Below are 25,150 nucleotides of genomic sequence, written 5' to 3'. Positions count from 1 at the left end.
CTGGCCGGTGTTACTCGCTGGCCTTGAACGTCAGCTCGCCCTTGCGCCATTTGGCGGCCTTGCCGACTGCGCCTTTCAGAAGTTTGCTCATGCCGATCTGCAGTTGCTCTTGCGCAGCGAAGACCATGAAGACGGTCTGACCTTCCTTGAACACGATACCGTGACCTTCGGGGATATCGACGAAGGCATATTCGCCCAGCCCGTAGACGGTGGTCTTGATTTCACGGAATTTCAATTCAAGCTTGCCGCCCTCGCGGCTGGGCAGAACAGAAGCGCGGAAATGATCGCCCACCTTGAGTTCAAGACGCGGCTTGTCGTCGACTACCAGTGCGGTTTCGGTATCGATTTCAGCGATGTAAATGCCTTCGGCTGATTGCTCGGTGATGTAGACAAAACGGGATTGGAACTGCTTGACCAATTGTGCGCGGAGGTCGCCGAGCACGAACAAGGCATGGGTATCCAGATTACTTACAGCCAAAGTACAAACCCTCAAACATGAAATGAGGCTGCCTGATGTCAGGGCAGTCGAGAAAGTGATTCATCCATAGACCGCTTCATGTGGCCGGAAATTTTTCGGCATGCTGCACGCAGAGGCGCAGACAGCGCCGCCACAAACCTTGTGCAGACGGGTGGCGGATTCTACCGGCTCATGGCTGCTACGGGATATATACCTTTTGTACACAGCAGTGTCGTGCAAGCGCTGGTGCTCTGAAAATTGCGCTCAACCCGGGCACGGCGCAAAGACTGGACGGGTTCCAGCCTGCGGTGGGTGCATCCTGCGATAGCCGAAACATATCACTTATATCCGCTGCAGAAAAAGTCATCTTTTCTACACGGCCAAATGCATCGAACTCTTGCCTGTGCCCACCACTCCCATAAGAACTGATGAATACGGGGATATCCCCCGGTGAGGAGATGACATGGAACAGACTACAACTACCATCAACGACCTGTTCGCCCAATTGGCGCTGGATTCCGATGATGAGAGCATCGAAAAGTTTATCGCCAGCCATCCCCTGCCCGACGACGTCAAACTGATTGATGCAGAGTTCTGGACGCCGCGTCAGGCTGACTTTCTCAAGGAACAGCTGCACGAAGACGCCGAATGGGCGATGGTGGTCGACGAGCTGAATGTGCGCCTTCACAAAAAGCCCGAGTGAGCTACTCGGGCGTTGATGACTATTGCGGATAACCGGGCTGGCCGATATTGGGATGCAATATTCGGCCGCCTGATTGTGGTGCGTGCACGAAAACGGCGTCGCCAAAAGTCCCCGCTCTGCCGACCACTGCATTCCAGTGCGCAGACTGATGGATATAGCGCCAGCGTAGTAATGCCTCTTCATGACTGTCCAGCAGGTAAGGCCCGCCTCGCGCATAGTCGATCAACCGGCTAGAGATGTTCTCGAGCTCGGGAGGCAGCTGGAATTCGGGGGTCAGTGGCACCGGATTGAAAGGCACGCCCTCGTCACACGCCAGTGTGTGCATCACCAGCAAAGATACCCTCGACAGGTGGCCAAATACCTGGCGGCCCATGCCCACTGCGGCAACAACTGTACTCATGCCATTCAAGCTTTTTCTGCACGGATAACACTTGCTCTCGCAAGCCTGAACCCTCAGCCAGGCCTGACTATCGAGCGGGTCGATCCAGTGATCGCGGTTCATTCGGGTCAAGTCAGCCTGTGCCTCCTTCCAGCTCGGCGCCTCCTCGCACGGGCTGCCACGGCTGACCACACTGCTGCGGGGGCGCGTGAGCAGTACGCTTTCTTCCATCTGCGGAGGGTAACCCCCACCGATATCGGAATGCGCACCCGGCAGAATGATTTCCCTGGGCCACACTGGCAGAACACTGTTCAGCGCAAAATTGCGCCTTAGCTCATCGCGTGCCACCAGGTGTAAAACCTGTTGCGCGCACCCGGGTGGCAGATACAGATTGACCCTTCTGTTGCTCGCATCCCGGGTATTGCCCATGTCCTTGAAGCTGCCTATGGCGGCAACGGTGTCGAACAGGCCGATAACCTTGAGCCGTACGCTGTCATTAACCCAGCTGAAACGTTCGCTCAACCTGACCTTGCGGCTTCCGAGTATGGGCTCGAGCATGCCGGAGCGCTGCTTGAGGATTTCATTGACCAGATGCCTGGCAGACGCTGCACCTCGACTGAAGCCGAACACGTCCAGTTCCAGCGCATCCAGCACACAATCGGGGTTGTCGCGGGGGAACGCCTTCAATACCGATTCCAGCTTTCTGAATGCATTTTCCACCTTGGAAATCACGCCGGTGGCACCACGACCGAAACTTTGCCCAGGGCATATAGAATCACGCCCTCCGGAAGTAGTGCCGGCCCCGCTGACATAGATCGGGTAATACACCCTCAGCCCTTCACCGTCATTTTCGGCCACAGCTTGCAGACGATACATATCGACCAGCCTGGCTATATTACTCGGCTCATTACTGTAACTACTGCCCGGTTGAACATGACGCCCTGCACACTCTTTAATGTGCTTACCCTCATTGATCTCGATCAATGCCTGGCAGTCGGCACCGATCTGACTGTTAACGCGATTATTTCCCGTGCCGTCGAAGAAAATCCCTACGCGCGCCTTGACGCGTCGCGTTGCAACCTCTGAAACTGCTGCTGACTGCTGGAAACTCCATTTCTCGCTCATAACTTTTCCATCCTTAGAGGCAAGCCATAAAAAGGCCGCACTTAAATCAAAACGTAAATAACGTTGATTTAAACAGCTTGCTTAAAGACAGTGAGCAGTCAAGACGGGTAATGCATTTTCAGACAGTTCCTACAACCTGTATCGCAATAACTTTATTGCTTGCTAACAAATAACCTACACGCGCGCAGATAATCCTCTCCGCTCAATCATACTTCCATTTAACCATCCCACTAACAGGCCAGTCTGTTACTGGCCTGTTTACACGTATCAACGACCTTGCGGTTTGTAACCGAGGCGCAGCCCACCCCAGTGCCGCCCGTTGACCATGATCGGCACAGACAGATCGTGCATCAGTTCGCCGGTGTCTCGCGTGTAGGTTTGCAGCAGGACCGGCTGTTGGTGGCTGCCACAGCGAATGCCGGTACGGTCATCGAACTTGCGCTTGCTCCGATTGCGCGCATTATCCACCGTCGCATCGCCCGTCAAAGGCTGGCTGAAGGCGTTGTTGTGCGTCGGCACATAACCCTGTTGCGTACAGGCGATGGCAAATACCAGACCTTCATGACGTGACAGCAGCGGTTCCTGCAGTGCTGGCAACACCTGATCGGTGTAACGGTCGAACCGCGTCGTAAAGCGGGTCGGTGAAGTATTGGCGACGGGTTTGTAATTGCGATCGAACAGGTCCTCCAGGCTGACCCGCCCCTGCTCGATATCGGCCTCGAACTTTTCGGTAATCATTCGCGCACCCTCGCGAGCCAGGTCATAAATGCGCTGGTGGTATTCATCCAGACCGACCTGCGCCAGGCGCTGGCTGATGGTCTCGGCCTGCCCCTCCATCTGCACTGCGGCTTTGGCCAGGTGCCGGGTCTGCTCATCGCTGACGGCAAGATCACTGCGCATGTGCTCGACGGCGTCGAACAGGCTCGCCAACTGATTCTGATTGCTACTCGCGCCCTGAGCGATTTCGCCGACCTGGCTTTCCAGCTCAACCGCAAGCCGGGCGATATTGCCCAGGTGCTCGCCGGTCAGCTCGACCTGCTCGACCCCCACATCCAGATCGGACGACAGCTCGCGAATCTGCTCAACGACCTGCGCGGTGCGCTGCTGGATATCCGCGACCATCTGCCCGACCTCCCCGGTAGCGCTGGCAGTACGGCCAGCGAGCCCGCGGACTTCGTCGGCGACCACTGCGAAACCGCGTCCGTGCTCACCAGCCCGTGCAGCTTCGATGGCGGCATTGAGCGCCAGCAGGTTGGTCTGGCTGGCAATCGACTGAATGACCAGCGTCACACGCTGGATTTCCTCACTGCGCTGGCTCAGCGCCTCGATCAGCTCACGGCTGCCGACAGCACGTTTGCTCAAGCGGTGCATGCGTTCGATGGACTCATTCAGCACGCTGCTGCCCGACTCGCTACGCTGCCGCGCCTCGCTGGCGGCAACCAACGCCTGCTGACTCAACTGGGCGGTCTGCTGCTCAGTGGCGATCATTTGCTCGGCACTGCTGACGATCTGTTCGGCAGCCCCCAGTTGCGATTGCACCTTGCCAGCCAGCTGGCCAACGGAAAAGGCCACCTGGGCCGCAGACAGGGCGTTATGGCTGGTGGTGCGCGACAGGTCACGGGCCAACAAGGCGATATCACTGTTGCCCACTGCACCGCGTGGCAGCGGCTGCCTGCTGCGCACCAGGCGCGGCAACCAGACCGCCAGCAACGCCAGAGGAACGACGACATACATCGACAGGCCAGCAACACTCATGGCGGCGAACAGCAGGCACAGAACGACGCTTTGCACCGCCGGCACCCACCAGTTCGATGCAGCGTCGGGCGTATCGGCCAGCGGTAATCCGGCTGCCATGGATAGGTTCTCGGCCATGCTGCGTCACCCCTTCTGTAATTGTCGTTATGGTGCTATTAAACGCCAGATAACGGCCTTGTGCCATGCGCTGTTGGTCTTAGCGGCCCAACGAAGGCGATCAAGGCGTTTTCGACAAATTCCGGGCACAACAAAACCGGGAGGCAATTGCTTGCCTCCCGGTCTGGTCACTCAGTCGCGGCTGCCTGCGTATCAGGCCTGGCGCTGGTGTTTGTCGATCTGCTCGTGGCGCTCTTGCGCTTCGATGCAATACTTGGTGGTCGGGCTGATCAGCAGGCGCTTGAGGCCAATTGGCTCGCCGCTGTCGTCGCACCAGCCGAAGGTGTCATCGGCAATACGCGAAAGGGCCATTTCCAACTGGGGCAGCATGCGCTGGTCGCGATCGATCACGTTGACAAGCCAGTGACGCTCTTCTTCGACCGAAGCGGCGTCGGCAGGGTCGGCAGGCGTGTCCAGGCTCTCGATCGCAATGCGGCTCTGCTCGATACGCTCATGGATCTCGACCTTCATGCCCTGCAACAGCTCGACGAAGAAAGCGTGCTGCTCGGCGTTCATGTAGTCATCGGCCGGCATGGCCAGCAACTTTTCCTTTGTCATTTATTTCTCTATAAAAAAACGTGCATTGAGGAGCGGCCTGACGTTGCCGTACAAACCAATAATCTCCAAGCGCCACCTGGCACTCAATTTACGAGGGGCGGCAGTCTAAGGCCGGCTAGCGGGCTCGGCAACACAATTGAAGGATTTTTGTACAGCAAATGCCGTAAAACCCCTGAAATGCGGGCGAACATCTGACCAGCATGTTGCTTGATGAGGCTCTGACCCACTGACAGCGAATCGGTTCCTGCAACTTCCAACGCACAAAAGGGCCTTAAAAGGCCCTTTGATGCAGGTGATTAAATCAGCGCTTGGTTTTGCGCTTGTTGCGATATTGATCGATTACCACGGCCACGACAATGATCAGGCCTTTGATAATGTCCTGAACATAGGCGTCCACCCCGACAAAAGTAAAGCCGCTGGCCATCACGCCGAGGATAAGCGCACCGATCACCGTACCGGTGATCCGTCCCACCCCACCGGAAAGACTGGTGCCGCCGATGACCGCAGCGGCGATGGCGTCCAGTTCATAAGACATGCCCATCCCGGCCTGACCGGTTGCCGCCCGCGCCGAGGCAACCACCCCCGCCAGCCCGGCCAGCAGCCCGGCGATGCTGTAGACAATGACCAGGTGGCGCTTGACGTTGATCCCCGAAGTGCGTGCCGCCTGCATGTTGCCGCCAATGGCGTAGGTGTACTTGCCGTACTTGGTATAACGCAGGGCAATGTGAAAGATGACCGCCACCACCAGAAAGATGATCACCGGCATCGCGCCCTGGCCGATGGCCGTGTACGAGTCGGAGAGCATGCTCACCGGCTGACCTTCGGTGTAGAAGCGTGCCAGACCGCGCGCAGAGACCATCATGCCCAGCGTGGCAATGAACGGCGGAATGCCGGTTATGGCAATGATGCTGCCGTTGATGGCGCCCGCCAGCAGCCCGACCCCGAGACCGACGACGACCGGAATCCACACCGGCAGGTCGGTCAGCGACGGGAACACCGCCCGGGAGAAGTCGGAGGTTTGCGCCAGGCTCGCGGCAATCATCGCTGAAAGCGCAAGCACCGAGCCGGACGAGAGATCGATGCCGGTGGTGATGATGACCTGAGTCACGCCGATAGCCAGCAAGCCGATGATCGACACCTGCAGGATCATCAGTACCAGACGCTGGGAATTGAGCAGGAAGCTTTGATCGCGGACGATCCAGCCGAACAGTTCAAAGATCAGCCCGATGCCGATCAGCACCAGAAAAATACTCAATTCGGTAGGCAGCCGCCGTTTGCTTCTGGTCGGCGTCATGGCCGGTTTATTTTGCAAAATCGCGTCGCTCATGTTCGTTATCCTCTTGTTCTTCTTCTACCGAGCCCTGCAGTACGAACTCAATGAACCTTGTGGCCGGAGGCCAGATGCATGACTTTTTCCTGGGTCGCTTCGCCGCGATCGAGGATGCCCATCATTTCGCCTTCGTGCATGACCATGACCCGGTCACTCATGCCGAGAACCTCCGGCAACTCCGAGGAAATCATGATGACGGCCATGCCCTCACTGGCCAGCAGGGAGATCAGGCGGTAGATTTCCACCTTGGCACCCACGTCGATACCGCGTGTGGGCTCATCCAGAATCAGCACCCGGGGGTTGGTCATCAGCCAGCGCGCCAGCAGCGCCTTCTGCTGGTTACCTCCGGATAATGTGTCGATGCACTGCTCCAGCGACGGCGTCTTGACCCGAAGCTTTTTGCACATGTCTTCGCACAGTGCGCGCAAGGCCTTCTGTTGCACGAAACCGTTACCGGCATAGTTGGCCAGCACCGCCATCTCCATGTTTTCCATCACTGACAGGCATGGAAACAGGCCGGTCAGTTTGCGGTCCTCTGTGAGCAGCGCAAAACCCAGTTCGATGGCCTGATGAGGATCGCCGATGTGCACCGCCTTGCCATCGAAGCGCACCTCGCCACTGTCGCTGGGGGTTATGCCGAACAGCGTCTCGGCCACATTGGTGCGCCCAGAGCCCATCAGCCCGGCAATGCCAAGCACCTCCCCGGCACGCAGGTCGAAGCTCACATCCTTGAAAATGCCGTTCAGGCTCAGCTGGTTGACGGACAGCAGCACGTCGCCTGCCGGCTTTTCCCGCTCGGGAAACAGCTGGGTCAGTTCACGGCCCACCATCATGGTGATCAGGCTGTCGCCGTCCATGCTTTCGGCGCGCTGCAGGCCGATGTAGGCGCCGTCGCGGAACACCGCCACTTCGTCAGCGATTTCGAAGACTTCGTTCATCTTGTGGGTGATGTAAATGATGCCTTTGCCCTGGGCACGCAGGTCGCTGATGATCGAGAACAGGTGAGCAACTTCGGTTTCGGTGATCGCCGAGGTCGGCTCGTCCATGATCAGCACGTCCGAGTCGTATGACACGGCCTTGGCGATTTCCACCATCTGCCGCTCGGCAATGCTCAGCGTACCGACCAGTTCCTCGGGATCGAGCTTGATGCGCAGGCGCTCCAGCAGCTCGGCAGTACAGCGGTGCATCTCGCGGTGATCGACCATGTGCAGGCCGTTGAGCTGCTCGCGGCCGATCCAGATGTTCTCGGCAATGCTCATGAACGGCATAAGATTCAGTTCCTGATGGATCATGGCGATGCCTGCCTGCAACGCGGAAAGAGGCGTATCGAAGCGGACCGGCTTGCCACGCAGGCGGATCTCGCCCGAATCCGGCTGATAGATGCCCGCGATGATTTTCATCAGGGTCGATTTTCCGGCTCCGTTCTCGCCCATCAGCGCCAGCACGCTGCCAGGGCGAACGCGCAGTTGCACATCGTTGAGCGCAATGACGCCAGGGAAGCCCTTGCTGACATGGCTGATTTCCAGCAGATACGGGGCCTGGGCGTCAGGCGCCCCGCCACCCCCGTCGCCGGACGGCAGATCGCGTTGCGCGGGCGGATTGGCAGTAGCAGAACCGAACATGATCACAACTCCTCAAGCGGCAGACTGCGGGAGGACATTGGCGTGCCCTCCCGGGTCTGGCGATCGTTGTTATTTGAAGGTGGCGACGTTTTCAGGGGTGATCAGACGATAAGGAATGATGATCGCCTGGGGCTCGACCTTTTCCTTCCTGGCCAGTTTCACCGCGGCATCGATCGCCCCGTCGGCCTGTCCTTTCGCGTCCTGATAGACCGATACGGCCAAGTCGCCCTTGGTCACGGCGTTGAGCCCGTCAGGCGTACCGTCGACACCGGCGACAAAAACGCTGCCCTTGCCGACGCCGGCCTGCTTCAGCGCCATCGCCGCGCCAATGGCCATTTCATCGTTGTTGGCCAGCACCGCGTTGAATTTGCGCCCCTGGGTGAGCCAGTCGTTGGTCAGGTCCATACCCTTCTGGCGCAGCCAGGTACCGGTCTGTTCCTGATCTATCTTGATGTCCGGGTACTTGGCCAATACCTCCTTGATGCCCTTGGTGCGGTTTTGCGTGGAGTTGTTGGCCAGATCACCCAGCAGAATCATGACGCTGCCCTTGTGGTCCATCTTGTCAGCGATGTATTGCGCCTGAAGTCGACCGGCCTCCATATCATCCGACGTCACTGTGGCAACGCCTGCAGGCAGTTTCGGATCGTCCGGGCGACGGTTGACGTAAACCAGCGGGATACCGGCAGCGACCGCTTCCTTGGTGATCCGCGCAGTCGCAGCGGTGTCGACCGGATTGACGATCAGTGCGTCGACTTTCTTGTTGATCAGGTCCTTGACCTGATCGAGCTGCTTGTTGACGTCCGCGCGGGCATCGACGAACTGCAGGTCCACTTTCTCGGTCGTGGACATGACTTTGGCCTTGGCATTCATGTCGTCACGCAGGTAGGTCAGCCAGGTGTCGTCGAACTGCGACATGGCCACACCGATCTTGAGATCGGCCAAAGCTGCACCGCTGCCCAGCATCAGCGCCATCGCCAATGAGGTCAAAGCAATCTTGGTCTTCATGAGGATCTGTCTCCAAATTATTGTTGTTGTACGGATGCAGCGAATCAGCGTGACAGGCGGATCCCGGTGGCACCGGGGATGCAGAACAGTTGCGCATCCTTATGGCGCACACACAGGCCCCGGGCGACGACGGTGAGAAATCGCTCCATGGTCCGGATCCAGAATGACGAGGTGGCAGAACGCTTGGCGGTGACGCCAGAGGTAGGGGTTTTCATCGACAGTACCTATCTTTTGTTTTGTTTTTGTCGGGCTTGCTTCTCGTGATCTGAAAAACCTTCAAAGCGCGAGTGATTCGATAGTCGGTAACCTGAAAACGACTCTATTGGAAAATATTTTCCAATTCAACTGGTTTTAGAATTTTATTCCATTTCATTTTATTCGGTTGCAGAAACGACAGAGCCCGACGCATGGCAAGCGTCAGGCTCTCTTCGATGACGGACTGACAGGTGTGCTGCAGCGCACGATGACTACAGCACTATAACCCTTCCTTCTTTAGCGCTCAGGCGCGCGGCATCCATGACCTGCGCCGAGGCTATCGCATCCTGTGGGTTGACCGGATTACAGCCCTGCTCGTCAACGGCGCTTTGCAACTGGCGGTAGAACTCGAGCCAGCAACCGCGCTCCGACGGCACACGCTCGCGATGCTCGCCCTGCTCGAACCAGCCCCAGCGACGATGCTCCTCGACACCCCAGCGCTCACCCTCGGATTTTGGTGTCAGCCCGGCAAAGGCGGCCTCTTCCTGGCCGTCCAGCCCGTCGACGCTGTAACAACCCTTCGTTCCACTGACCCTGAAGCGCGGCTTGGCACTGTTTTGCAGGCAACTGCCGGACAGGTGCGAGGTCACGCCACCGGCATGGCTCAGGGACACGAAGAACGTGTGGTCCAGTTCGTCCTGAGGCGTAGCAAATTGCAGTTCGGCGTACACCCGTTCGACCGGACCGAACAGCACCAGCGCCTGATCCACCAGATGACTGCCCAGGTCACGCAGCACACCACCGCCGCTGGCCTTGCCGACAGAACGTGGCGAATAACGCTCGATGCTGGACTCGAATCGGCTGACAGCGCCCAGCGCGCCACTGTCGAGCAACTTGCGCACAGTGAGGAAGTCCGAATCCCAGCGGCGGTTCTGATAAACGCTGAGCAGCACGCCACGGCGCTCGGCTGCGTCCACCAGCTCGCGTGCCTGCGCTGCATCACTGGCGAAGGGCTTGTCGCTGACCACCCCGACACCCAGTTCTATCGCTTCGAGGATCAGTGCTCGCCGCGAGGCCAGCGGTGTGGAAATCACCACCACATCAACCCCGGCAGCGACCAGGTCGGCCAGCGTGTCGAAGGTCGCCACGCCGGGATGGTCTTTGGCAACTTCCTGTTTGCGCTCTGCAGAGCGTGTGACCACGCCCACAAACGTAGCACCCGGCAAACTTGAAATCAGCGTCGCATGAAAGTAACGCCCGCCTTTGCCATAGCCAACCAGCCCTGCTCGCATGCATGTCTCCTGTAGTCCATGAACCTCATGGCCGCAGCCGTCGGTTGTGTGGTTGATGCCGCCGTTTCAACGGAGCAGCTCGCTTTTGACCCGCTCCAGCATGAATCGGCTCGATTCATCTGCGCGTTCCTCCCAGGCAAATACCGCCACTGTGGCAATACCGTCGAACTTGATGTCCCGCAACGTCGAGAAGAACGCCTCCCAGTTCACCTCGCCCTGGCCGATGTCCAGGTGCTGATGCACAGTCGCCGTCACGCCGGGCGGGTTGACGATGTAGCGAAGGTTGGAAGAAGCACGGTGATTATAGGTGTCGGCAATGATCAGATGCGTGAGCTTGTCGCCGGCATAGCGCAGCATCGAAGCGATATCGCCAACGCCATCGTCGTAGAAGAAAGTGTGTGGTGCCGCGTACAGGTAGTTGATCCAGTCCCGATCGAGCCCGCGAATGATATCCACCGACTCGTTGTTGCGTTCGCAGAAATCGTAGGGGTGCGCCTGAATATCGAGCTTTATACCTTCGCGCTCGAAATGCGGCATCAATTCATCCATGGATTTCATGAACTGGTTTTCACAGACCAGCGCATGGTCGGATTGCCCGCTGAACTCGGTATTCATCAGGTCGCAGTCCATTTCAACGGCGACCTGAATGGCACGTTTCCAGTTGCGAACCGCTGCAATACGCAGGTCTTCATCTGGCGCAGCCCAGTGGTACAACGGCAGCAGCGAGGAGAGTTTCACCCCGGCATCGCTCAGGGCCTTGCGAAACTCCCTGATCCGCGCCCGATCTACCCGAGGGTATTTGTAAAACGGCATGAAATCTTCACGCGGCGACAGCTCGATGTACTCATAACCCAGCTGCGCGGTTTTATCGACCATCGCCCCCAGGGACAGATGGCGATACATGTAAGGGTCTAGTGCAATACGCATGATGCCTCCCTTTTATTCCTTTCAAGAGATGTCCTGGTTAACCGCAAGATGGTCAGCTATAGAACACCGGACGCATGGCGAGGGTGATCGGCACGACTGCACCCGTGTTCTGCGCCAACACGCAGGCATCGGCGGCCACGGCGGCGGCATAGCCGTCCCAGGCCGAAGGGCCGTAGAGGGTCCCCGCTTTGACGCCGTCGATGAAGTCCTGCAACTCGACGTCGTAAGCAGCAATAAAGCGGTCTTTCCAGTCCATCAGAATCGCGTTGGACAGCTTCGCTTCACTGCGCAACTGGACCTGAGAGGGCTCCGGCAGTCTGGCAATGCCAGTCTCGCCGACGACTTCACACTGGATGTCGTAGCCATACTGGCAATTGACGAATACTTCGACGTCGATGCGTGTGCCTCTGGCCGTTTCCAGCATCACGATCTGCGGGTCCTTCATGTGCGCCAGGGCCTTGCTGGTCTTGCGCGGGAATACCACCTGCACCGACACATAGTCCTCGTCGAGCAGCCAGCGCAGCACGTTGAGTTCGTGAATGAGAGTATCGGTGATGGCCATGTCGGTCTTGTAATTCTCGCCTACACGCGGGTTGCGGTGCGCGCAGTGGAGCATCAGCGGCTCGCCAATCTGGCCGCTGTCGATCACTGCCTTGAGCGCGCGATAGCCCTGGTCATAAGGACGCATGAACCCTACCTGTACCAGACGTCTGCCACTGGCGATCTCGGCTTCGACAATGTGCCGGCAGCCTTCGGCAGTGACTGCCAGCGGCTTTTCGCAGAATACCGGCTTGCCCGCAGCGATGGCCGCCAGCACATATTCTTCGTGACTGGGCCCCCAGGAGCAGACCAGTACCGCCTCGACATCCGGAGCGGCGATCAATGCGTGCCCGTCGGCATACACTTCGGCGCCGAGGTCCAGATCGCGAACCACTTTCGCTGCCTGTTCGAGATTGATGTCGGTGACGGCCACCACCTGACTGCCGACCAGCGTCTTGCTGCAACGCCGGATATGATCCTGACCGATTGCGCCTGTACCGATCACGCCGAGTTTCAATGCCATTTTCATGTTCCTTTTTTGTTATTGGATGTACCCGTGAACGGATCACGAGCGCTGAACGATAAAAGTGATCAGTACTGACGAGCCTTGACCAGCTCGCGGTTGAGCTTTTCATACACCTGAGCGGTAGTGCCGGTGGTCGACACTTCGGCAACCCCGACACGCCACCAAGACAGGTATTTGTGGATCATCGTCTTGGGCAGGACCTTGATATCGATCAGCGTCGACACCGTCTGACGTTGCGCATCGGCGAGCGCCTGGCGCAGTTGTTCGGCGGTACTCACCTTGTAGGTCTTGCAGCCATAGGCGGCAGCACTCATGGCGAAATCCACTGGCACAAAGTCACCGTCGAGCTTGCCGGTTTCCGGATTGCGGAAACGGAACTCGGTGCCGAAGCTGTTCATGCCGTGCTCCATCTGCAGATTGTTGATGCAGCCAAAAGTCATGTTGTCCAGCAACACCACGTTGATCTTGCGCCGTTCCTGGATCGAGGTGGCCAGTTCCGAATGGAGCATCATGTAAGAGCCATCGCCGACCAGCGCAAAGACCTCGCGATGCGGCGCTGCGAGTTTCACGCCCAGTGCCGCGTTGACTTCATAGCCCATGCACGAATAACCGTACTCGACGTGATAGGTGTCCACACCAGTGCTGCGCCAGGCACGCTGCAGGTCACCCGGCAAACTGCCCGCTGCTGCAACGATCACCGCATCGGAAGGCAGGCTCTGGTTGAGGATGCCCAATACACCACTCTGAGTCAGACACGAACCGGTCAGCTCGATGAAATCGCGCAGCACGGCAGGATCCAGGTGGTCGTTGATTTCCGGGACAAAATCCTCACGCTGGTACTCGACCGCGTACAGGCGATCCACCTCGGCGTCCAGCTCGGCACGTGCCGACTGCGGCGCATCGCCCCAGGCCGCACGATAACCGCTGGCTTGCAGGCTTTCGGTCAGCGCCTGCAATGCCGTCTGCGCATCGGCCAGGACCTGCACGCCGTCCAGTTTCTGCACATCGAAGGCACCGACATTGAGGTTGAGAAACTGTACATCCGGGTTCTGGAACAGCCATTTCGACGCGGTGGTGAAATCGCTGTAACGGGTGCCGACGCCGATGATCAGGTCAGCCTCTTTGGCCAGCCGATTGGCCGCCAGCGTGCCGGTTTCGCCGATGCCGCCCATGTTCAACGGGTGCGCCGAAACGATCGCACTCTTGCCGGCCTGGGTTTCGGCGAACGGGATATCGAAGCGCTCGGCAAAGGCTTGCAAGGCATCCGCCGCGCCGGAGTAACGCACCCCGCCGCCGCAGATCAGCAACGGCTTGCGCTTGCCGACAATCAGTTGCAACGCGTCGTCAAGCATGGCCTTGCTTGGCGGACGCCGGTCGATACGGTGCACGCGTTTTTGCAGAAAGCTGTCCGGGTAGTCGTAGGCTTCGGCCTGCACATCCTGAGGCAGCGCCAAGGTAACGGCACCCGTGTCGGCCGGATCGGTCAGTACGCGCATGGCATTGAGCGCAGCGCTCATCAACTGCTCGGGACGGTTGATACGGTCCCAATATTTGCTCACCGCCTTGAACGCGTCGTTGGTGCTGATACTCAGGTCGTGAAACTGCTCGATCTGCTGCAGCACCGGATCGGGCTGGCGGCTGGCGTAGACATCGCCCGGCAACAGCAGCAACGGGATGCGGTTGGCTGAGGCCGTTGCGGCAGCGGTGACCATGTTCGCTGCGCCAGGGCCGACCGATGAACTGCACGCGTATATCTTGCGACGCAGGTGCTGCTTGGCAAAACCGATGGCGGCGTGGCACATGCCCTGCTCGTTACGGCCCTGATGGACTACCAGGTCGCCGCTGTCCTGCTCCAGTGCCTGCCCAAGCCCCAGCACGTTGCCATGCCCGAAAATGGTGAAAATGCCGGCGACGAATTTGCTCTGTACGCCGTCGACTTCGACGTACTGGTTATCGAGAAACTTCACCAGGGCCTGGGCCATGGTCAGTCGGGTTGTACTCATGTTCGCACCTTGTTCTTGTTTGAGGTGGCCAGGGTTTAAGCCGGCCTGACGGCTGAAGTCAGTGACGCTGCGAAACGGCTCGTGACAAATGCGTCATGCTTGCCGCTATTGCTTGAGGAATGTCATCCAGCACGTGAACGCTTTCAGCAAACGGTTCGAACGACAGATGCCCCTCATAGCCGCTGTCCAGCAAGCGCTCGATCTGCGACGCATTACCCAGAATGTCGCCTTCGCCGACCAGCACGCGATGACCATCGCGAATGCTGTTGAGCGGTGTCTGCGCATCCTCGACACCGGAGATATGTACCAACCCGGTCAGCTCCGGGAACAGCTCGACCTCGCCGGCCAGATGGTGGTGAAAGGTATCGTGAACCAGTCGGTAAACATCCAGACCGCCGACAGCCTTGATCGCATCCACCGCTTGACGCTTGAGCCGCAGCGAGCACTCCTCAAAGCCGAGCGGTTCGACGAAGCCGAGAATTCCGTGCTCGCGAAGAATCGGGGCCAAGGCCGTCAATGCGGTGCGTAACCCCGCAGCACGCTGCGCGCCGTTGCGCGGATCGGCACGGTCATTGAGCGGGCACAGCACCAGACCGCGGGCACCGCAGTCGCGGGCGTACTGCGCCAGCTTGGTCGCTTGGGCAGCGCGCTCCTGGTTCCAGACATCGAACGGGTACAGGGCGTTGATGGACAACACCTCTACCCCCTTGGCAGCACAAAGATCACGGACGACCTCGGGGGCAGTGCCGTCTTCGATCTCGATGCCCTTGAGGTCGTTGCGAATCTCGATGGCATCGGCACCCAACTCAACCGCCAGGTCGACGAAACTTTCCAGAGACAGGCGTGGCGCGACCATTCGATTAAGGGCGAAACGCAGAGGGTGGTTCATTGTTTTTGTTCTCCGCAACATTCCATTGATGAAGACTATTTGGCAGTCGGCATACTGAACTCGGGGCCTTTGGCGATGCTGTCCGGCCAGCGCTGCATGACGCTTTTGTAGCGGCTGTAAAAGCGCAGGCCTTCTTCGCCGTAGGCGTGGTGATCGCCGAACAGCGAACGCTTCCAGCCACCAAACGAATGCCAGGCCATGGGTACCGGGATCGGTACGTTGATGCCGACCATGCCGACCTTGATGCTGCGAGCGAATGCGCGCGCCACGCCGCCATCGCTGGTGAAGCACGACACGCCATTGCCGAACTCGTGTGCGTTGATCAGCGCAACGGCGCTGGCAAAATCCGCGACGTGCACGATGCCCAGCACCGGGCCGAAGATTTCCTCCTTGTAGATCTGCATCTGCGGCGTGACGTGGTCGAACAGCGTCGCGCCAACGAAAAAGCCCTGCTCGGCACCCGGCACCTTGAAGTGGCGCCCATCGACGAGCAGCCTGGCGCCCTCTTTGACGCCCTGATCGATGAAACCCTCGACCTTGGCCTTGTGCGCTGCGGTGACCAGCGGCCCCATGTCAGAATCGGCCTGCATGCCGTTGCCGACCTTGAGCTGATCGATACGCGGCAACAGCTTGTCGATGAGGCGCTGGCCGACATCGCCGACCACCACGGCAATCGAGATCGCCATGCAGCGCTCCCCAGCCGAGCCATAAGCCGCCCCGATCAAGGCGTCGGCGGCCTGATCCAGATCAGCGTCGGGCATCACGATCATATGGTTCTTGGCCCCGCCCAGCGCCTGCACGCGCTTGCCGTGGGCAGTGCCTTGCTGATGAATATATTCGGCAATCGGGGTCGAGCCGACAAAGGAAATGGCTTCGATGTCAGGGTGCTGCAGCAGCGCATCGACCGCCACCTTGTCGCCCTGCACCACATTGAAGACGCCATCGGGCAGACCGGCTTCCTTGAGCAGGCGCGCCATCAGCAGGCTGGCCGACGGGTCGCGCTCGGAAGGCTTGAGGATGAAGCAGTTGCCGGTCACCAGCGCCATGGGAATCATCCACAATGGCACCATGACCGGAAAGTTGAACGGCGTGACCCCGGCGCAGACGCCCAGTGGCTGACGCAGGTTCCAGTTATCGATACCGCCGCCGATATTGTCGCTGAAATCGCTCTTCAACAGGCTGGGAGCACCGCAGGCAAATTCGACGATCTCGATCCCGCGCACCACCTCACCGCGCGCGTCGGACAACACCTTGCCGTGCTCGCGGCAGATAATCTGCGCCAGCTCGTCGTGGTGCTGGTCAAGCAGCTCCTTGAACTTGAACATCACCCGCGCCCGGCGCAACGAGGACTGCTCGGCCCAGGCCGGAAACGCCGCCTTTGCCGCCGCAACCGCTTCATCCACGGTCTTCACGCTGGCCAGCGCCACACGCGCCTGGACCGTGCCGATTGCCGGGTTAAAGACATCGCTGTAACGCTCACCCTCGCCATTGTTCAGGTGTCCGTTGATGTAGTGGCCGATCACCGGTGACTCGTTCATCTCATGCCTCCAGAACAAAAATGGGAAATCAGAGATCCAGCAGCCAGCTGTGCTGCGGATCGTTGTGGAACTGCCAGGCGCGCGTCGGGCCGGCCATTACGTTCAGGTACCAGGATTCGTAGCCATAGGGTACGGAGACCGGGTGATAGCCCTTGGGCACGGTCACCAGGTCATTGTTTTCCACGGCCATGGCCTGATCGATGCTGCGGTCGTCGGTGTAAACCCGCTGGAAAACGAAGCCCTGCGGCGGGTTGACCTGGTGGTAGTAGGTTTCTTCGAGGAAGCTCTCGTGCGGCAGGTTGTCCCGGTCGTGCTTGTGCGGCGGGTAACTGGAGGAATGCCCGGAAGGTGTACGCACCTCGACCACCAGCAGCGAATGAGCCGCTTCACTGTCCGGCAATATGTCGCACACATAACGGGTATTGGCGCCCTTGCCGCGTACACTGCGCTTCATGCTGCCGGGCATGATCAAGCGTGCCGGAAAACGTTTGCCGGCATCGCCAGGTGCCGTGCATACGGCAAGCTGCACCGCGCTGCGCGCGACAAACTGCGCCTGGCTATGCGGCGGCAGGTAGACCGCAAACGGCGATTTTTCTTCGAACACCGATTGCCGATCGCCGATGTTTTCCCAGCTGAAAGCGCCCTGCCCCGGCGCTTCGCCTGTGACGCTGGCATGTCCGGTCAGCAGCACCACGCACAGCTCGTTTTCTTCTGCGCTCAGCGGCAGGGTTTCTCCGGCCTCCAGGCGGTAGGCGGCAAAGTTCACGTATTCCAGCGAGCCGGGGGCCAGCGCCACGACGTCGCGGCCGCTGGATTTGCTCTTGGTCAGCAGGTTCATGTTTCAGTCCTCCTTATCGTGCATCGGCCAGCAGTTGGCGCAACGTGTCATAGCCTTTTTTGGCGTACGCATAGCTCGGCGCCACGGCTGGATCCTGTTCGGCCTCGACTACCAGCCAGCCGTTGTAATCGGCCTGCAACAAGACCTTGAGCAGCGCCGAGAAGTCGATATCGCCGTCGCCTGGCACCGTGAAGGTGCCGTTGATGATGCAGTCCGGAAAGCTCCACAGATTGTTACGCGCCAGTTGCACCACCGGCTTGCGCACGTCCTTGAAATGCACATGACAGATACGCCGGATGTGCTTGCTCAACACCTGAAGAGGGTCGCCACCGCCCATGTAGCAATGCCCGGAATCGAACAGCAGCCCGACCTCCTCGCCGGTCAGCGCCATCAGCCGGTCGATGTCCTGCGCCGACTCGACGTAGGCGCCCATGTGGTGGTGATACGCCAGGCGCACGCCTCGGGACAGGGTGAAACGTGCCAGCTCGGTGAGTTTTTCAGCGTACTCATGCCAGGCGGCATCGGTATGAAAACGCGGTCGTTCGACCAGCGGAATACGCTGCCCCTGAATCGAGTCGGCGACTTCGCCATACACCAGCACCGAAGCGCCATTTTCGGCGAGCAGTTGCACGTGCGCAGTGATGGCTTCGATTTCCTCGGCCACCGAACGCCGCGCCAGACGGCTGGAGTACCAGCCGGAAACCAGCGCCAGATCATGGGGCCGCAACACATCGCCGACGCCCTTGGCATCTTTCGGAAACTTGCCGTTGAGCTCGAAGCCCTCGTAGCCAATGGCTTTGCCTTCGCTCAGTGCCGTGCTCAACGGAGTTTCTCCGCCAAGGGCCGGCAAATCATCGTTGCTCCAGGAGATCGGATTGATGCCGATGCGGATCCTGGGTATGGAAGTCGAAACGGGCATGGCTGCACCTTTTTTGTTGTTATCGCGACGTTGTTGTCGTGACGTCGAAATCCGGAACCCATCAGGCGCGGCTTTCGCGCCAGGACTCGATCAACCAGTTGAAAGTGCTCTGCACCCGACTGATCAACGTTGCATCGTCTATTTCTCCGGCCATCCAGGCCCGGCTTGGCTCACGGAATATTGTCCGGCCGACGGCAAAGCCCTGGCAGACGCGGCTGTTGCGTGCTTCGGCAAAGCCGGCGGCAAGGTCTTCGACAGGCGCATTGAGGCCGAGCAGTACCACGCCGCGGCAATACGGATCGCGTTGCTGGATCAGTTCGTCCAGTTGCTGCCAGACCTGCGCGCTCTGCGCCTCGATCTTCCACCACGCCGGGTAAATGCCAAGGTTGTACAACCGCTTCAGCGAGCGAAGCATCACGTCCGGATGCGGCGACGGATGATCCTTGGGCGGAATGATTTCCAGCAGCAACTCATGGCCGCTGACTTTCGAAGCGTCATAGAGCGCCTTGATCTGCGCTTCCTGCTCCAGGCGCAGCATCGGCTCGTCATCGGGGTGATATTGCACCAGGCACTTGATGATCTGCTCCTGCGGCCAGGCGAGCAGATTGCTGCCGATGGAGCGACCGTGCTCGAATGCCAGCGGCCTTGAGCCCTGCACTTCCACCGGACGCGCCACCCACCAGCCGCGACCGGTCGCGGCGTTGAGTGAGTCCTGACCGAAGCGCTGGTCGGCAAGCAGACCGACGTCGGCTTCGATACCGCGCTTGCACAGGTCGGTTTCGACCCGCTCGACCGCCTGCACGAACAGCTGCTTGAGCTGGCTGATGCTGCCCAGATCACGCCCGGCCTGTTGCGCCAGTTCGACCAACTGGCCGCGATGATCGAAGGCGAAGATGAACAACTCCCGCCACTGCTTGCGCGGCACGCTGACCTGATGCAGCCGTTGCAGGGCGACATCCTGATCAGGGCGGGTGATGGGTTCCGGGCTGTTGAACAGGTAATCGAGTTCGGCTGGGGTCGGCATCGCGGGCGCACAGGCATGACGCGATACCACCAGCCCGCCACAGGCATTGGCCAGCTGGCAGCAGCGCTCGTCGCTGGCCTCTTTGAGCCAGCCGCTGAGAAAACCGGACATGAACGCATCGCCCGCACCGAGCACGTTGAGCACTTCGACCTGCACGCCGGGGTAGATGGCGCCCTCTTCCAGCCGCGCAGGAATGGCCCCGTGAATCACCGTGCAGCCTTGCGGGCCGAGCTTGACCACCAGTGTCGCGGCCGTCAGTTCACGCACCTTGCGCAGGGCAACGAGCAAATCGGTGGAACCGCCGGCAATCTGGAATTCTTCTTCAGTGCCGACGATCAGGTCGAAGCGCGGCAGGATGCGCTGCACATGCTGGCTGACCTTCTGATCGGCAACGAACCGGGTCTCGCCATCGGCCTTGCCTGCCAGCCCCCAGAGCACAGGGCGGTAGTCGATATCCAGTACGCGTTTGACGTCGTGCTTCTCGGCATAGTCGAGCGCCTGACTGCTGGCCTTGAACACCTGATCAGTGGAGAAATGCGTGCCGGTGATCAGCAGCGCCTTGCTCGAGGCAATCTGCTGCTCGTCGATGTCCTCGGCGCGCAGGGCCATGTCAGCGCAGTTTTCCCGGTAGAACACCAGCGGGAAGGTTTCGCGGTCCTTCAACCCCAACAGCACCATCGCCGTCAGACGCTCGGGGTCACGCTTGATGGCGCTGACATCACAGCCCTCGCGGGCCAGGGATTCGACCAGAAAGCGGCCCATGTGGTCGTCGCCGACCCTGCTCAGCATGGCCGACCTGAGCCCGAGCCTGGCCGTGCCAAAGGCAATATTGGCCGACGAGCCGCCCAGGTACTTGGCGAAACTGGAAACGTCTTCCAGCCGTGCCCCCACTTGTTGCGCATAAAGGTCGACGCCCAGGCGTCCGAGGCAAATCAGATCCAACTGACGCCCAGTGGCAAAGCGTGTCTGGCCCATGGTGGCTCCTGTTATTTTTATCAGCCTGCAGCGCTTGCATCATGTGTACACGCTGCTTTGTGAATGCAGCGTAAAACGTCAAGACACATCAATCAATATTTTTTCTATAATTATTTTTAGTGGAATATTTTTTCCATACCGCCACTCAAGTGCTGGCACACTGCGCAGGCGGGTAGGATATAGTCGTCGTTCCTGCCCCAAGGCAGCCTCCACCGTCAGGCCCACAAGGGTCGTGCTCTGCACGCCATTGCCCTGAAAAAGAACAAGCAGAAAGGATTTGAATATGACCAGCGCCGATCAGCCCACTCTGCCCGGGACGAGCGTCGACATGCCGCCGAACAGTGCCGAAGGCTTGTTGCGGCTGATCACTGATGAATACGAAGGACTGCCGCGTCAGCTCAAACGGATTGCCAGCTATATGAGCCAGCAGAGCGACCGCATCATGGTTGACCGGATCAGTGACATCGCCCGCGAGTGTGAAGTCCACCCCTCGGCCATCGTGCGATTTTCCCAGCGTTTCGGGTTCAGCGGCTTCAGCGAGATGCAGGCGTTGTTTCGCGAGGCTTATACGCACAAGACCACGCCGGTACAGAATTACCAGCAGCGTATCCGCAGCCTGATCGCCAACAAGTCACAGAAGGCCAACGCAGGCGATCTGGCACGCGAATGCGTCAGCGCCACACTCTCCGGCCTGGAACGCCTGAGTGTCGAGCTGGATGACGATGAATTCGAAAAAGCCGTGGACCTGGTGGTCAACGCCGACAACATCTATGTCGTGGGCGTGCGCCGTTCGTTCGCGGTGGCTGATTATCTGGTCTACAACCTGCAACACACCAACAAGCGCATTCATCTGATATCCGGCCTGGGAGGCAGCTATCGCGAGCAAATGCGCAGTGTGCGCGCCAATGACCTGGTGATTGCCATCAGCTTCACGCCCTATGGCAAAGAGACCCAACACTGTCTGCGCATCGCCCAGCACCATCAGGCCAAGACGCTGATCATCACCGACAGCAACCTGTCGCCGCTGGCCAAGCGCGCCGACTCGGTGTTGCTGGTCAACGAGGGCAGCTCGTTCGCCTTCCGCTCGCTGAGCGCCACGCTATGCCTGTGCCAGGCGCTATTCATTGCGGTGGCGTATCGCCTGGAACTCAAGGTTGACGAAATTCACGAGCAGGTCGGATTCGACGACTGAGGGCTGAGCCCTCAGGACTTGGCCTCCTCGCCCATCCGCTGCTGGTTTTTCTCGCCCATTTTCTTCGCGCGTTTTTCCAGCACCAGATACACCACCAGTGCCAGCAGCAGCGGCAGCAGGAAGTAGATCGCGCGGTAGCCGATCAGTGCTGCGAGCAGGCTGCCCTTGGAGAACTGGTGCGCCAGCAAGGTGATGAACACTGTCTCAAGCACGCCGAGGCCCGCTGGAATGTGAGTGATCACACCGGCAATGCTGCTGATCAGCAGTACGCCGAGAATCGCCGGATAGAACGCCTTGTCCGGCAGCAGGGTATAAATCACCGCAGCCATCAACGACCAGTTCAGTGCCCCCAGACTGGCCTGCATCAGGGCCTGCTTCAGCGTCGGCAGATTGAATTCCTGATCACGAATGGTCCATGAGCGTTTTTTGGAAAACCGGCAGGCCAGCAGGTAGGCAAAACACACTACCAACAGTCCAAAGCCGATCAGTTGCAGGGTCGTGGTGCCGATCGACCACTCCTTGGGCAACTCCAGAAAGCGCATCGAAAACACAAAACCGGCCAGCAGCATGTAACCCAGCCAGTTGGTAATCAGGCTGAGGCTGAGTATCCGCGTGATGGTCGAAACATCGAGCCCCAGTCGCGAATACAAGCGGTAACGCAGGGCAATGCCGCCGACCCAGGAACTGAGATTGAGGTTGAACGCGTAGCAGACGAATGTCACCGGCACGATCTGCTTGATCGACAATTTGTGCCGGGTGTAATAACGCGCCAACACGTCAAAGCAGCAGTAGGTCGCATAGCTCGCAAAGGCCACCACCGCAGCGATGGCCAGGGTGCTGGCCTTGTAGGACGCCAACGCCTGTTTCACCTCTTGCCAGTCAAGGTTCTTGACCAGCAGAAACAACAGAACCGGTACGGCGATGAAGAAAAACAGGTTGAATACCCGCTTTGCCCATTTCCACCTGGTTCCCTGCGCACTTTGCGGCGCTGCATGCGTGGCTTGGGTCATAGGGTTTTCTCCTGGTCCATCGGATGGTTATTCTGCTGCTGTTCGATCACTTTCGCTTCGGGCACTACGTCACCGGCGCGCAGGGGCTTGAGGCGCACACCGTGAACCGGGAACAAACCGGCAATGGCCGGGAAACGGCGCAGGAAGAAGAAACTCAATACGATCATTGGCGCACGCCACCACTGGCCGCGCGCCGCACCCTTGAGGCTCATCTGCTTGCTGTGCGCAGCGGCAAGCTCCATCAGATGACTTTGCAGATGCTCATTGAGCGCGCGATCACGAATGAACAGGTTGGCTTCCAGGTTCAGTGCGAGGCTCAGCGGGTCTAGATTGCTGGAGCCCACGGTGGACCAGTCCTGGTCGATCAGCGCGACCTTGCCGTGCAATGCACGTTGCTTGTATTCATGAATGACCACGCCGTCGCGCAGCAAGTAGGTGTAAGTCAGTCGTGAGCAGACCCGCACGAACGGCATGTCGGGCTGGCCTTGCAGGATCAGGGTGACCTTGACGCCCCGCCGTGAGGCATTACGCAGCTCACGCAGAAAGCGGTAGCTGGGGTAGAAATACGCATTGGCCAGGGTGATGCGTTGCTTCGCAGCGCGAATCGCCTCGAGGTACTGCTCTTCGATATCGGTGCTGTGCTCGTCATTATCGCGCTCGGCGAGCAGCATGCTGGCGTCACCGGCGCGGTCCAGCTTGAGTGCAATGGGCGGCAACTTGTCACGAACGACCTTGCTGAGCATGTTCATCGCGCTGTGGTGAATATCGCCAACAATCGGCCCGCGTACCAGAACGGCGTAATCCTGTTTGGCCGTCAGACCGGTGTCGGTCATATGATCGACGCTGTAATTGATGCCACCGATAAAGCCCAGCTCGCCGTCAATCACCACCACCTTGCGGTGCAGGCGGCGGAACAGGTTGGTGCGCATGCCCATGAACCGGGGACGCGGATCGAACAGCTGAATCTGGATACCGGCGTCGATCATGGTTTTGACAAACGTCGAGCTCAGGTCCGAGGTGCCGTAGTCATCCACCGTGACGACGACTTTCGCGCCATTTGCGGCGGCTTCGAGCAACGCCTGTTGCAGGCTCTCGCCGATCCGGTCTTCAAAAATAATGAAGGTCTCGATCAGCACTTCTTTGCGCGCGGCACGTATGCACTCGAATACCCGGGCATAGAAATCCTCGCCATTGATCAGCAACTCTACCGAGTTGCCGTCACGCCACTGCCCTGTCGTATTGCTCATAAGGTCAACTCCACCGCCAGCGGTGCATGATCGGAAAGGTGGGACCACGGTCGACTGGACAGTACTTTCGGCCGATGCGACGTTGCATTGCGGATATAGATCCGGTCCAGGCGGAGCACTGGCCAACGGGCCGGAAAGCTTTTCGCCGGTGCCCCGAAGCGCTCTACGAAAACCTCGTGCAGCCCGCTCCCCTGGAGCGACTCATCGGCGCGCTGACGCCAGTCATTGAAGTCACCGGCAACGATGACCGGCTCGCCCTCGGGAATACGCGCCATCAGCTCGTTAAGCAGTTTGAGCTGCTGACGCCGATGGCTTTCACGCAATCCCAGATGCACACAGACCGCATGCACCCGACCCGCGTGTGGGACGTCAAGTATGCAATGCAACAAGCCGCGCTGCTCGGTGCCATGAATGGAAATGTCGAGGTTTTCATGCTGGATGATCGGGTATTTGGAGAGCAACGCGTTGCCATGATCGCCATCCGGATACACCGCGTTGCGGCCGTAGGCAAAATCACTCCACATGCTGTCAGCAAGAAACTCGTACTGCGAAATCGTCGGCCAGTCCTTGACCCTGCGCGCGTGGCTCTGATGTTCGCCGTGTACTTCCTGAAGAAACACGATATCGGCCGATACAGTGCGCACAGCTTCACGCAGCTCCGGCAGAATGAAGCGGCGATTGAAAATGCCAAAGCCCATGTGCATGTTCATGGTCAGTACATTCAATGAAACACTGGCGGACACTGGTGTTGCTGGGCCGACAGGCGGATTGGCACTGGTCAAGACTTGCTCCCGGGTGAATATTCACGGCATATGAAGCCACCCGTGGGCACAGGTTCCGTCGCGTATCTCACGTGCTGTGTATTTGCCATATTCAGTGGCCGGAGAGGCACGCGAAAAAAATCAGGCCAACATGAAACGCAGGCGCCTGATCGACAGCCTAAGC

General features: G+C 59.2%; 22 protein-coding genes. 2 read left to right on the top strand and 20 right to left on the bottom strand.

Annotation, left to right across the window (positions count from 1 at the left end; all coding sequences use genetic code 11):
- Positions 1-10: 10 nt before the first annotated feature.
- Complete coding sequence (locus JOE33_RS23400; protein WP_010430754.1) at positions 11-478, bottom strand: hypothetical protein; 468 nt, start codon at positions 476-478, stop codon at positions 11-13.
- A 442-nt stretch (positions 479-920) separates the two neighbouring features.
- Here JOE33_RS23400 and JOE33_RS23395 point away from each other — a divergent pair, with 442 nt between their 5' ends.
- Positions 921-1,160 carry a DUF2789 domain-containing protein gene (locus JOE33_RS23395; protein ID WP_010430756.1) on the top strand — a complete coding sequence of 80 codons (240 nt, stop codon included), beginning with the start codon at positions 921-923 and terminating at the stop codon, positions 1,158-1,160.
- A gap of 19 nt (positions 1,161-1,179) precedes the next feature.
- Here JOE33_RS23395 and JOE33_RS23390 read toward each other — a convergent pair whose 3' ends face one another.
- The 16 genes from JOE33_RS23390 to iolC all read right to left on the bottom strand — a co-directional run bounded on the left by JOE33_RS23390 (position 1,180) and on the right by iolC (position 20,756).
- The gene (locus tag JOE33_RS23390; protein WP_187625393.1) at positions 1,180-2,664 is read right to left on the bottom strand and encodes a DUF2235 domain-containing protein; all 1,485 of its coding nucleotides are present in this window, start codon (positions 2,662-2,664) and stop codon (positions 1,180-1,182) included.
- Between the two features lie 267 nt (positions 2,665-2,931).
- Entirely contained in the window at positions 2,932-4,536 is a 1,605-nt protein-coding gene (locus JOE33_RS23385) for a methyl-accepting chemotaxis protein (protein ID WP_187625394.1), read from the bottom strand.
- 192 nt (positions 4,537-4,728) lie between these two features.
- Positions 4,729-5,133: a TraR/DksA C4-type zinc finger protein gene (locus JOE33_RS23380; protein ID WP_002554078.1), complete on the bottom strand. Its 405-nt coding sequence runs from the start codon at positions 5,131-5,133 to the stop codon at positions 4,729-4,731.
- Positions 5,134-5,434: 301 nt separating this feature from the next.
- Positions 5,435-6,460, bottom strand: a complete 1,026-nt coding sequence (locus tag JOE33_RS23375) for an ABC transporter permease (protein WP_003370536.1) — start codon at positions 6,458-6,460, stop codon at positions 5,435-5,437.
- A gap of 47 nt (positions 6,461-6,507) precedes the next feature.
- Entirely contained in the window at positions 6,508-8,085 is a 1,578-nt protein-coding gene (locus JOE33_RS23370) for a sugar ABC transporter ATP-binding protein (RefSeq protein ID WP_122579137.1), read from the bottom strand.
- Between the two features lie 69 nt (positions 8,086-8,154).
- Positions 8,155-9,090, bottom strand: a complete 936-nt coding sequence (locus JOE33_RS23365) for a sugar ABC transporter substrate-binding protein (protein WP_010430766.1) — start codon at positions 9,088-9,090, stop codon at positions 8,155-8,157.
- 44 nt (positions 9,091-9,134) lie between these two features.
- The gene (locus JOE33_RS23360; protein ID WP_156357939.1) at positions 9,135-9,305 is read right to left on the bottom strand and encodes a hypothetical protein; all 171 of its coding nucleotides are present in this window, start codon (positions 9,303-9,305) and stop codon (positions 9,135-9,137) included.
- Positions 9,306-9,557: 252 nt separating this feature from the next.
- Positions 9,558-10,577 (bottom strand): Gfo/Idh/MocA family oxidoreductase, encoded by a 1,020-nt coding sequence (locus JOE33_RS23355; protein ID WP_187625395.1) that lies wholly within the window; start codon positions 10,575-10,577, stop codon positions 9,558-9,560.
- Positions 10,578-10,643: 66 nt separating this feature from the next.
- A complete protein-coding gene (locus JOE33_RS23350; RefSeq protein WP_010430771.1) occupies positions 10,644-11,504 on the bottom strand; it encodes a sugar phosphate isomerase/epimerase in 861 nt (286 codons plus the stop codon).
- A 52-nt stretch (positions 11,505-11,556) separates the two neighbouring features.
- Positions 11,557-12,567 carry a Gfo/Idh/MocA family oxidoreductase gene (locus JOE33_RS23345; protein WP_187625396.1) on the bottom strand — a complete coding sequence of 337 codons (1,011 nt, stop codon included), beginning with the start codon at positions 12,565-12,567 and terminating at the stop codon, positions 11,557-11,559.
- Positions 12,568-12,635: 68 nt separating this feature from the next.
- Positions 12,636-14,573 (bottom strand): 3D-(3,5/4)-trihydroxycyclohexane-1,2-dione acylhydrolase (decyclizing), encoded by a 1,938-nt coding sequence (gene iolD / locus JOE33_RS23340; RefSeq protein WP_122529847.1) that lies wholly within the window; start codon positions 14,571-14,573, stop codon positions 12,636-12,638.
- A 58-nt stretch (positions 14,574-14,631) separates the two neighbouring features.
- Positions 14,632-15,462 carry a TIM barrel protein gene (locus JOE33_RS23335; RefSeq protein WP_032611570.1) on the bottom strand — a complete coding sequence of 277 codons (831 nt, stop codon included), beginning with the start codon at positions 15,460-15,462 and terminating at the stop codon, positions 14,632-14,634.
- A gap of 35 nt (positions 15,463-15,497) precedes the next feature.
- Complete coding sequence (locus JOE33_RS23330) at positions 15,498-17,000, bottom strand: CoA-acylating methylmalonate-semialdehyde dehydrogenase (protein WP_122529848.1); 1,503 nt, start codon at positions 16,998-17,000, stop codon at positions 15,498-15,500.
- A gap of 28 nt (positions 17,001-17,028) precedes the next feature.
- On the bottom strand, positions 17,029-17,838 hold the full coding sequence (gene iolB, locus JOE33_RS23325) for a 5-deoxy-glucuronate isomerase (protein WP_010430785.1): 810 nt from the start codon (positions 17,836-17,838) through the stop codon (positions 17,029-17,031).
- Between the two features lie 13 nt (positions 17,839-17,851).
- On the bottom strand, positions 17,852-18,757 hold the full coding sequence (iolE, locus tag JOE33_RS23320) for a myo-inosose-2 dehydratase (protein WP_122694427.1): 906 nt from the start codon (positions 18,755-18,757) through the stop codon (positions 17,852-17,854).
- A 61-nt stretch (positions 18,758-18,818) separates the two neighbouring features.
- Positions 18,819-20,756, bottom strand: coding sequence for a 5-dehydro-2-deoxygluconokinase (gene iolC / locus JOE33_RS23315; RefSeq protein ID WP_187625397.1), 1,938 nt, complete (start codon positions 20,754-20,756; stop codon positions 18,819-18,821).
- Positions 20,757-21,039: 283 nt separating this feature from the next.
- Here iolC and JOE33_RS23310 point away from each other — a divergent pair, with 283 nt between their 5' ends.
- A complete protein-coding gene (locus JOE33_RS23310; RefSeq protein WP_010430794.1) occupies positions 21,040-21,948 on the top strand; it encodes a MurR/RpiR family transcriptional regulator in 909 nt (302 codons plus the stop codon).
- 11 nt (positions 21,949-21,959) lie between these two features.
- Here the strand turns inward: JOE33_RS23310 and JOE33_RS23305 are convergent, their stop codons facing one another.
- From JOE33_RS23305 to JOE33_RS23295, 3 genes are read right to left on the bottom strand one after another with little or no spacing between them, the layout of a single operon-like run.
- Complete coding sequence (locus tag JOE33_RS23305; RefSeq protein WP_187625398.1) at positions 21,960-22,958, bottom strand: lysylphosphatidylglycerol synthase domain-containing protein; 999 nt, start codon at positions 22,956-22,958, stop codon at positions 21,960-21,962.
- On the bottom strand, positions 22,955-24,205 hold the full coding sequence (gene clsB / locus JOE33_RS23300) for a cardiolipin synthase ClsB (RefSeq protein WP_054992607.1): 1,251 nt from the start codon (positions 24,203-24,205) through the stop codon (positions 22,955-22,957). The genes JOE33_RS23305 and clsB overlap by 4 nt, the downstream gene beginning before the upstream one ends.
- Complete coding sequence (locus JOE33_RS23295) at positions 24,202-24,987, bottom strand: endonuclease/exonuclease/phosphatase family protein (protein WP_187625399.1); 786 nt, start codon at positions 24,985-24,987, stop codon at positions 24,202-24,204. Before JOE33_RS23295 ends, clsB begins: the two co-directional genes overlap by 4 nt.
- Between the last annotated feature and the right edge of the window lie 163 nt (positions 24,988-25,150).

The sequence above is a fragment of the Pseudomonas sp. PvP027 genome, assembly GCF_017833005.1.
Lineage (GTDB): Bacteria > Pseudomonadota > Gammaproteobacteria > Pseudomonadales > Pseudomonadaceae > Aquipseudomonas > Aquipseudomonas congelans.
This window is presented reverse-complemented; position numbering and strand designations above follow the sequence as displayed.

Coding starts and splice junctions, on each gene's coding strand:
- iolC (WP_187625397.1), bottom strand. CDS start 20,756: ATGGGCCAGACACGCTTTGCCACTGGGCGTCAGTTGGATCTGATTTGC.
- JOE33_RS23360 (WP_156357939.1), bottom strand. CDS start 9,305: ATGAAAACCCCTACCTCTGGCGTCACCGCCAAGCGTTCTGCCACCTCG.
- iolE (WP_122694427.1), bottom strand. CDS start 18,757: ATGCCCGTTTCGACTTCCATACCCAGGATCCGCATCGGCATCAATCCG.
- JOE33_RS23365 (WP_010430766.1), bottom strand. CDS start 9,090: ATGAAGACCAAGATTGCTTTGACCTCATTGGCGATGGCGCTGATGCTG.
- JOE33_RS23305 (WP_187625398.1), bottom strand. CDS start 22,958: ATGACCCAAGCCACGCATGCAGCGCCGCAAAGTGCGCAGGGAACCAGG.
- JOE33_RS23310 (WP_010430794.1), top strand. CDS start 21,040: ATGACCAGCGCCGATCAGCCCACTCTGCCCGGGACGAGCGTCGACATG.
- JOE33_RS23370 (WP_122579137.1), bottom strand. CDS start 8,085: ATGTTCGGTTCTGCTACTGCCAATCCGCCCGCGCAACGCGATCTGCCG.
- iolD (WP_122529847.1), bottom strand. CDS start 14,573: ATGAGTACAACCCGACTGACCATGGCCCAGGCCCTGGTGAAGTTTCTC.
- JOE33_RS23330 (WP_122529848.1), bottom strand. CDS start 17,000: ATGAACGAGTCACCGGTGATCGGCCACTACATCAACGGACACCTGAAC.
- JOE33_RS23390 (WP_187625393.1), bottom strand. CDS start 2,664: ATGAGCGAGAAATGGAGTTTCCAGCAGTCAGCAGCAGTTTCAGAGGTT.
- JOE33_RS23345 (WP_187625396.1), bottom strand. CDS start 12,567: ATGGCATTGAAACTCGGCGTGATCGGTACAGGCGCAATCGGTCAGGAT.
- JOE33_RS23335 (WP_032611570.1), bottom strand. CDS start 15,462: ATGAACCACCCTCTGCGTTTCGCCCTTAATCGAATGGTCGCGCCACGC.
- iolB (WP_010430785.1), bottom strand. CDS start 17,838: ATGAACCTGCTGACCAAGAGCAAATCCAGCGGCCGCGACGTCGTGGCG.
- JOE33_RS23355 (WP_187625395.1), bottom strand. CDS start 10,577: ATGCGAGCAGGGCTGGTTGGCTATGGCAAAGGCGGGCGTTACTTTCAT.
- JOE33_RS23395 (WP_010430756.1), top strand. CDS start 921: ATGGAACAGACTACAACTACCATCAACGACCTGTTCGCCCAATTGGCG.
- JOE33_RS23350 (WP_010430771.1), bottom strand. CDS start 11,504: ATGCGTATTGCACTAGACCCTTACATGTATCGCCATCTGTCCCTGGGG.
- clsB (WP_054992607.1), bottom strand. CDS start 24,205: ATGAGCAATACGACAGGGCAGTGGCGTGACGGCAACTCGGTAGAGTTG.
- JOE33_RS23375 (WP_003370536.1), bottom strand. CDS start 6,460: ATGAGCGACGCGATTTTGCAAAATAAACCGGCCATGACGCCGACCAGA.
- JOE33_RS23385 (WP_187625394.1), bottom strand. CDS start 4,536: ATGGCCGAGAACCTATCCATGGCAGCCGGATTACCGCTGGCCGATACG.
- JOE33_RS23380 (WP_002554078.1), bottom strand. CDS start 5,133: ATGACAAAGGAAAAGTTGCTGGCCATGCCGGCCGATGACTACATGAAC.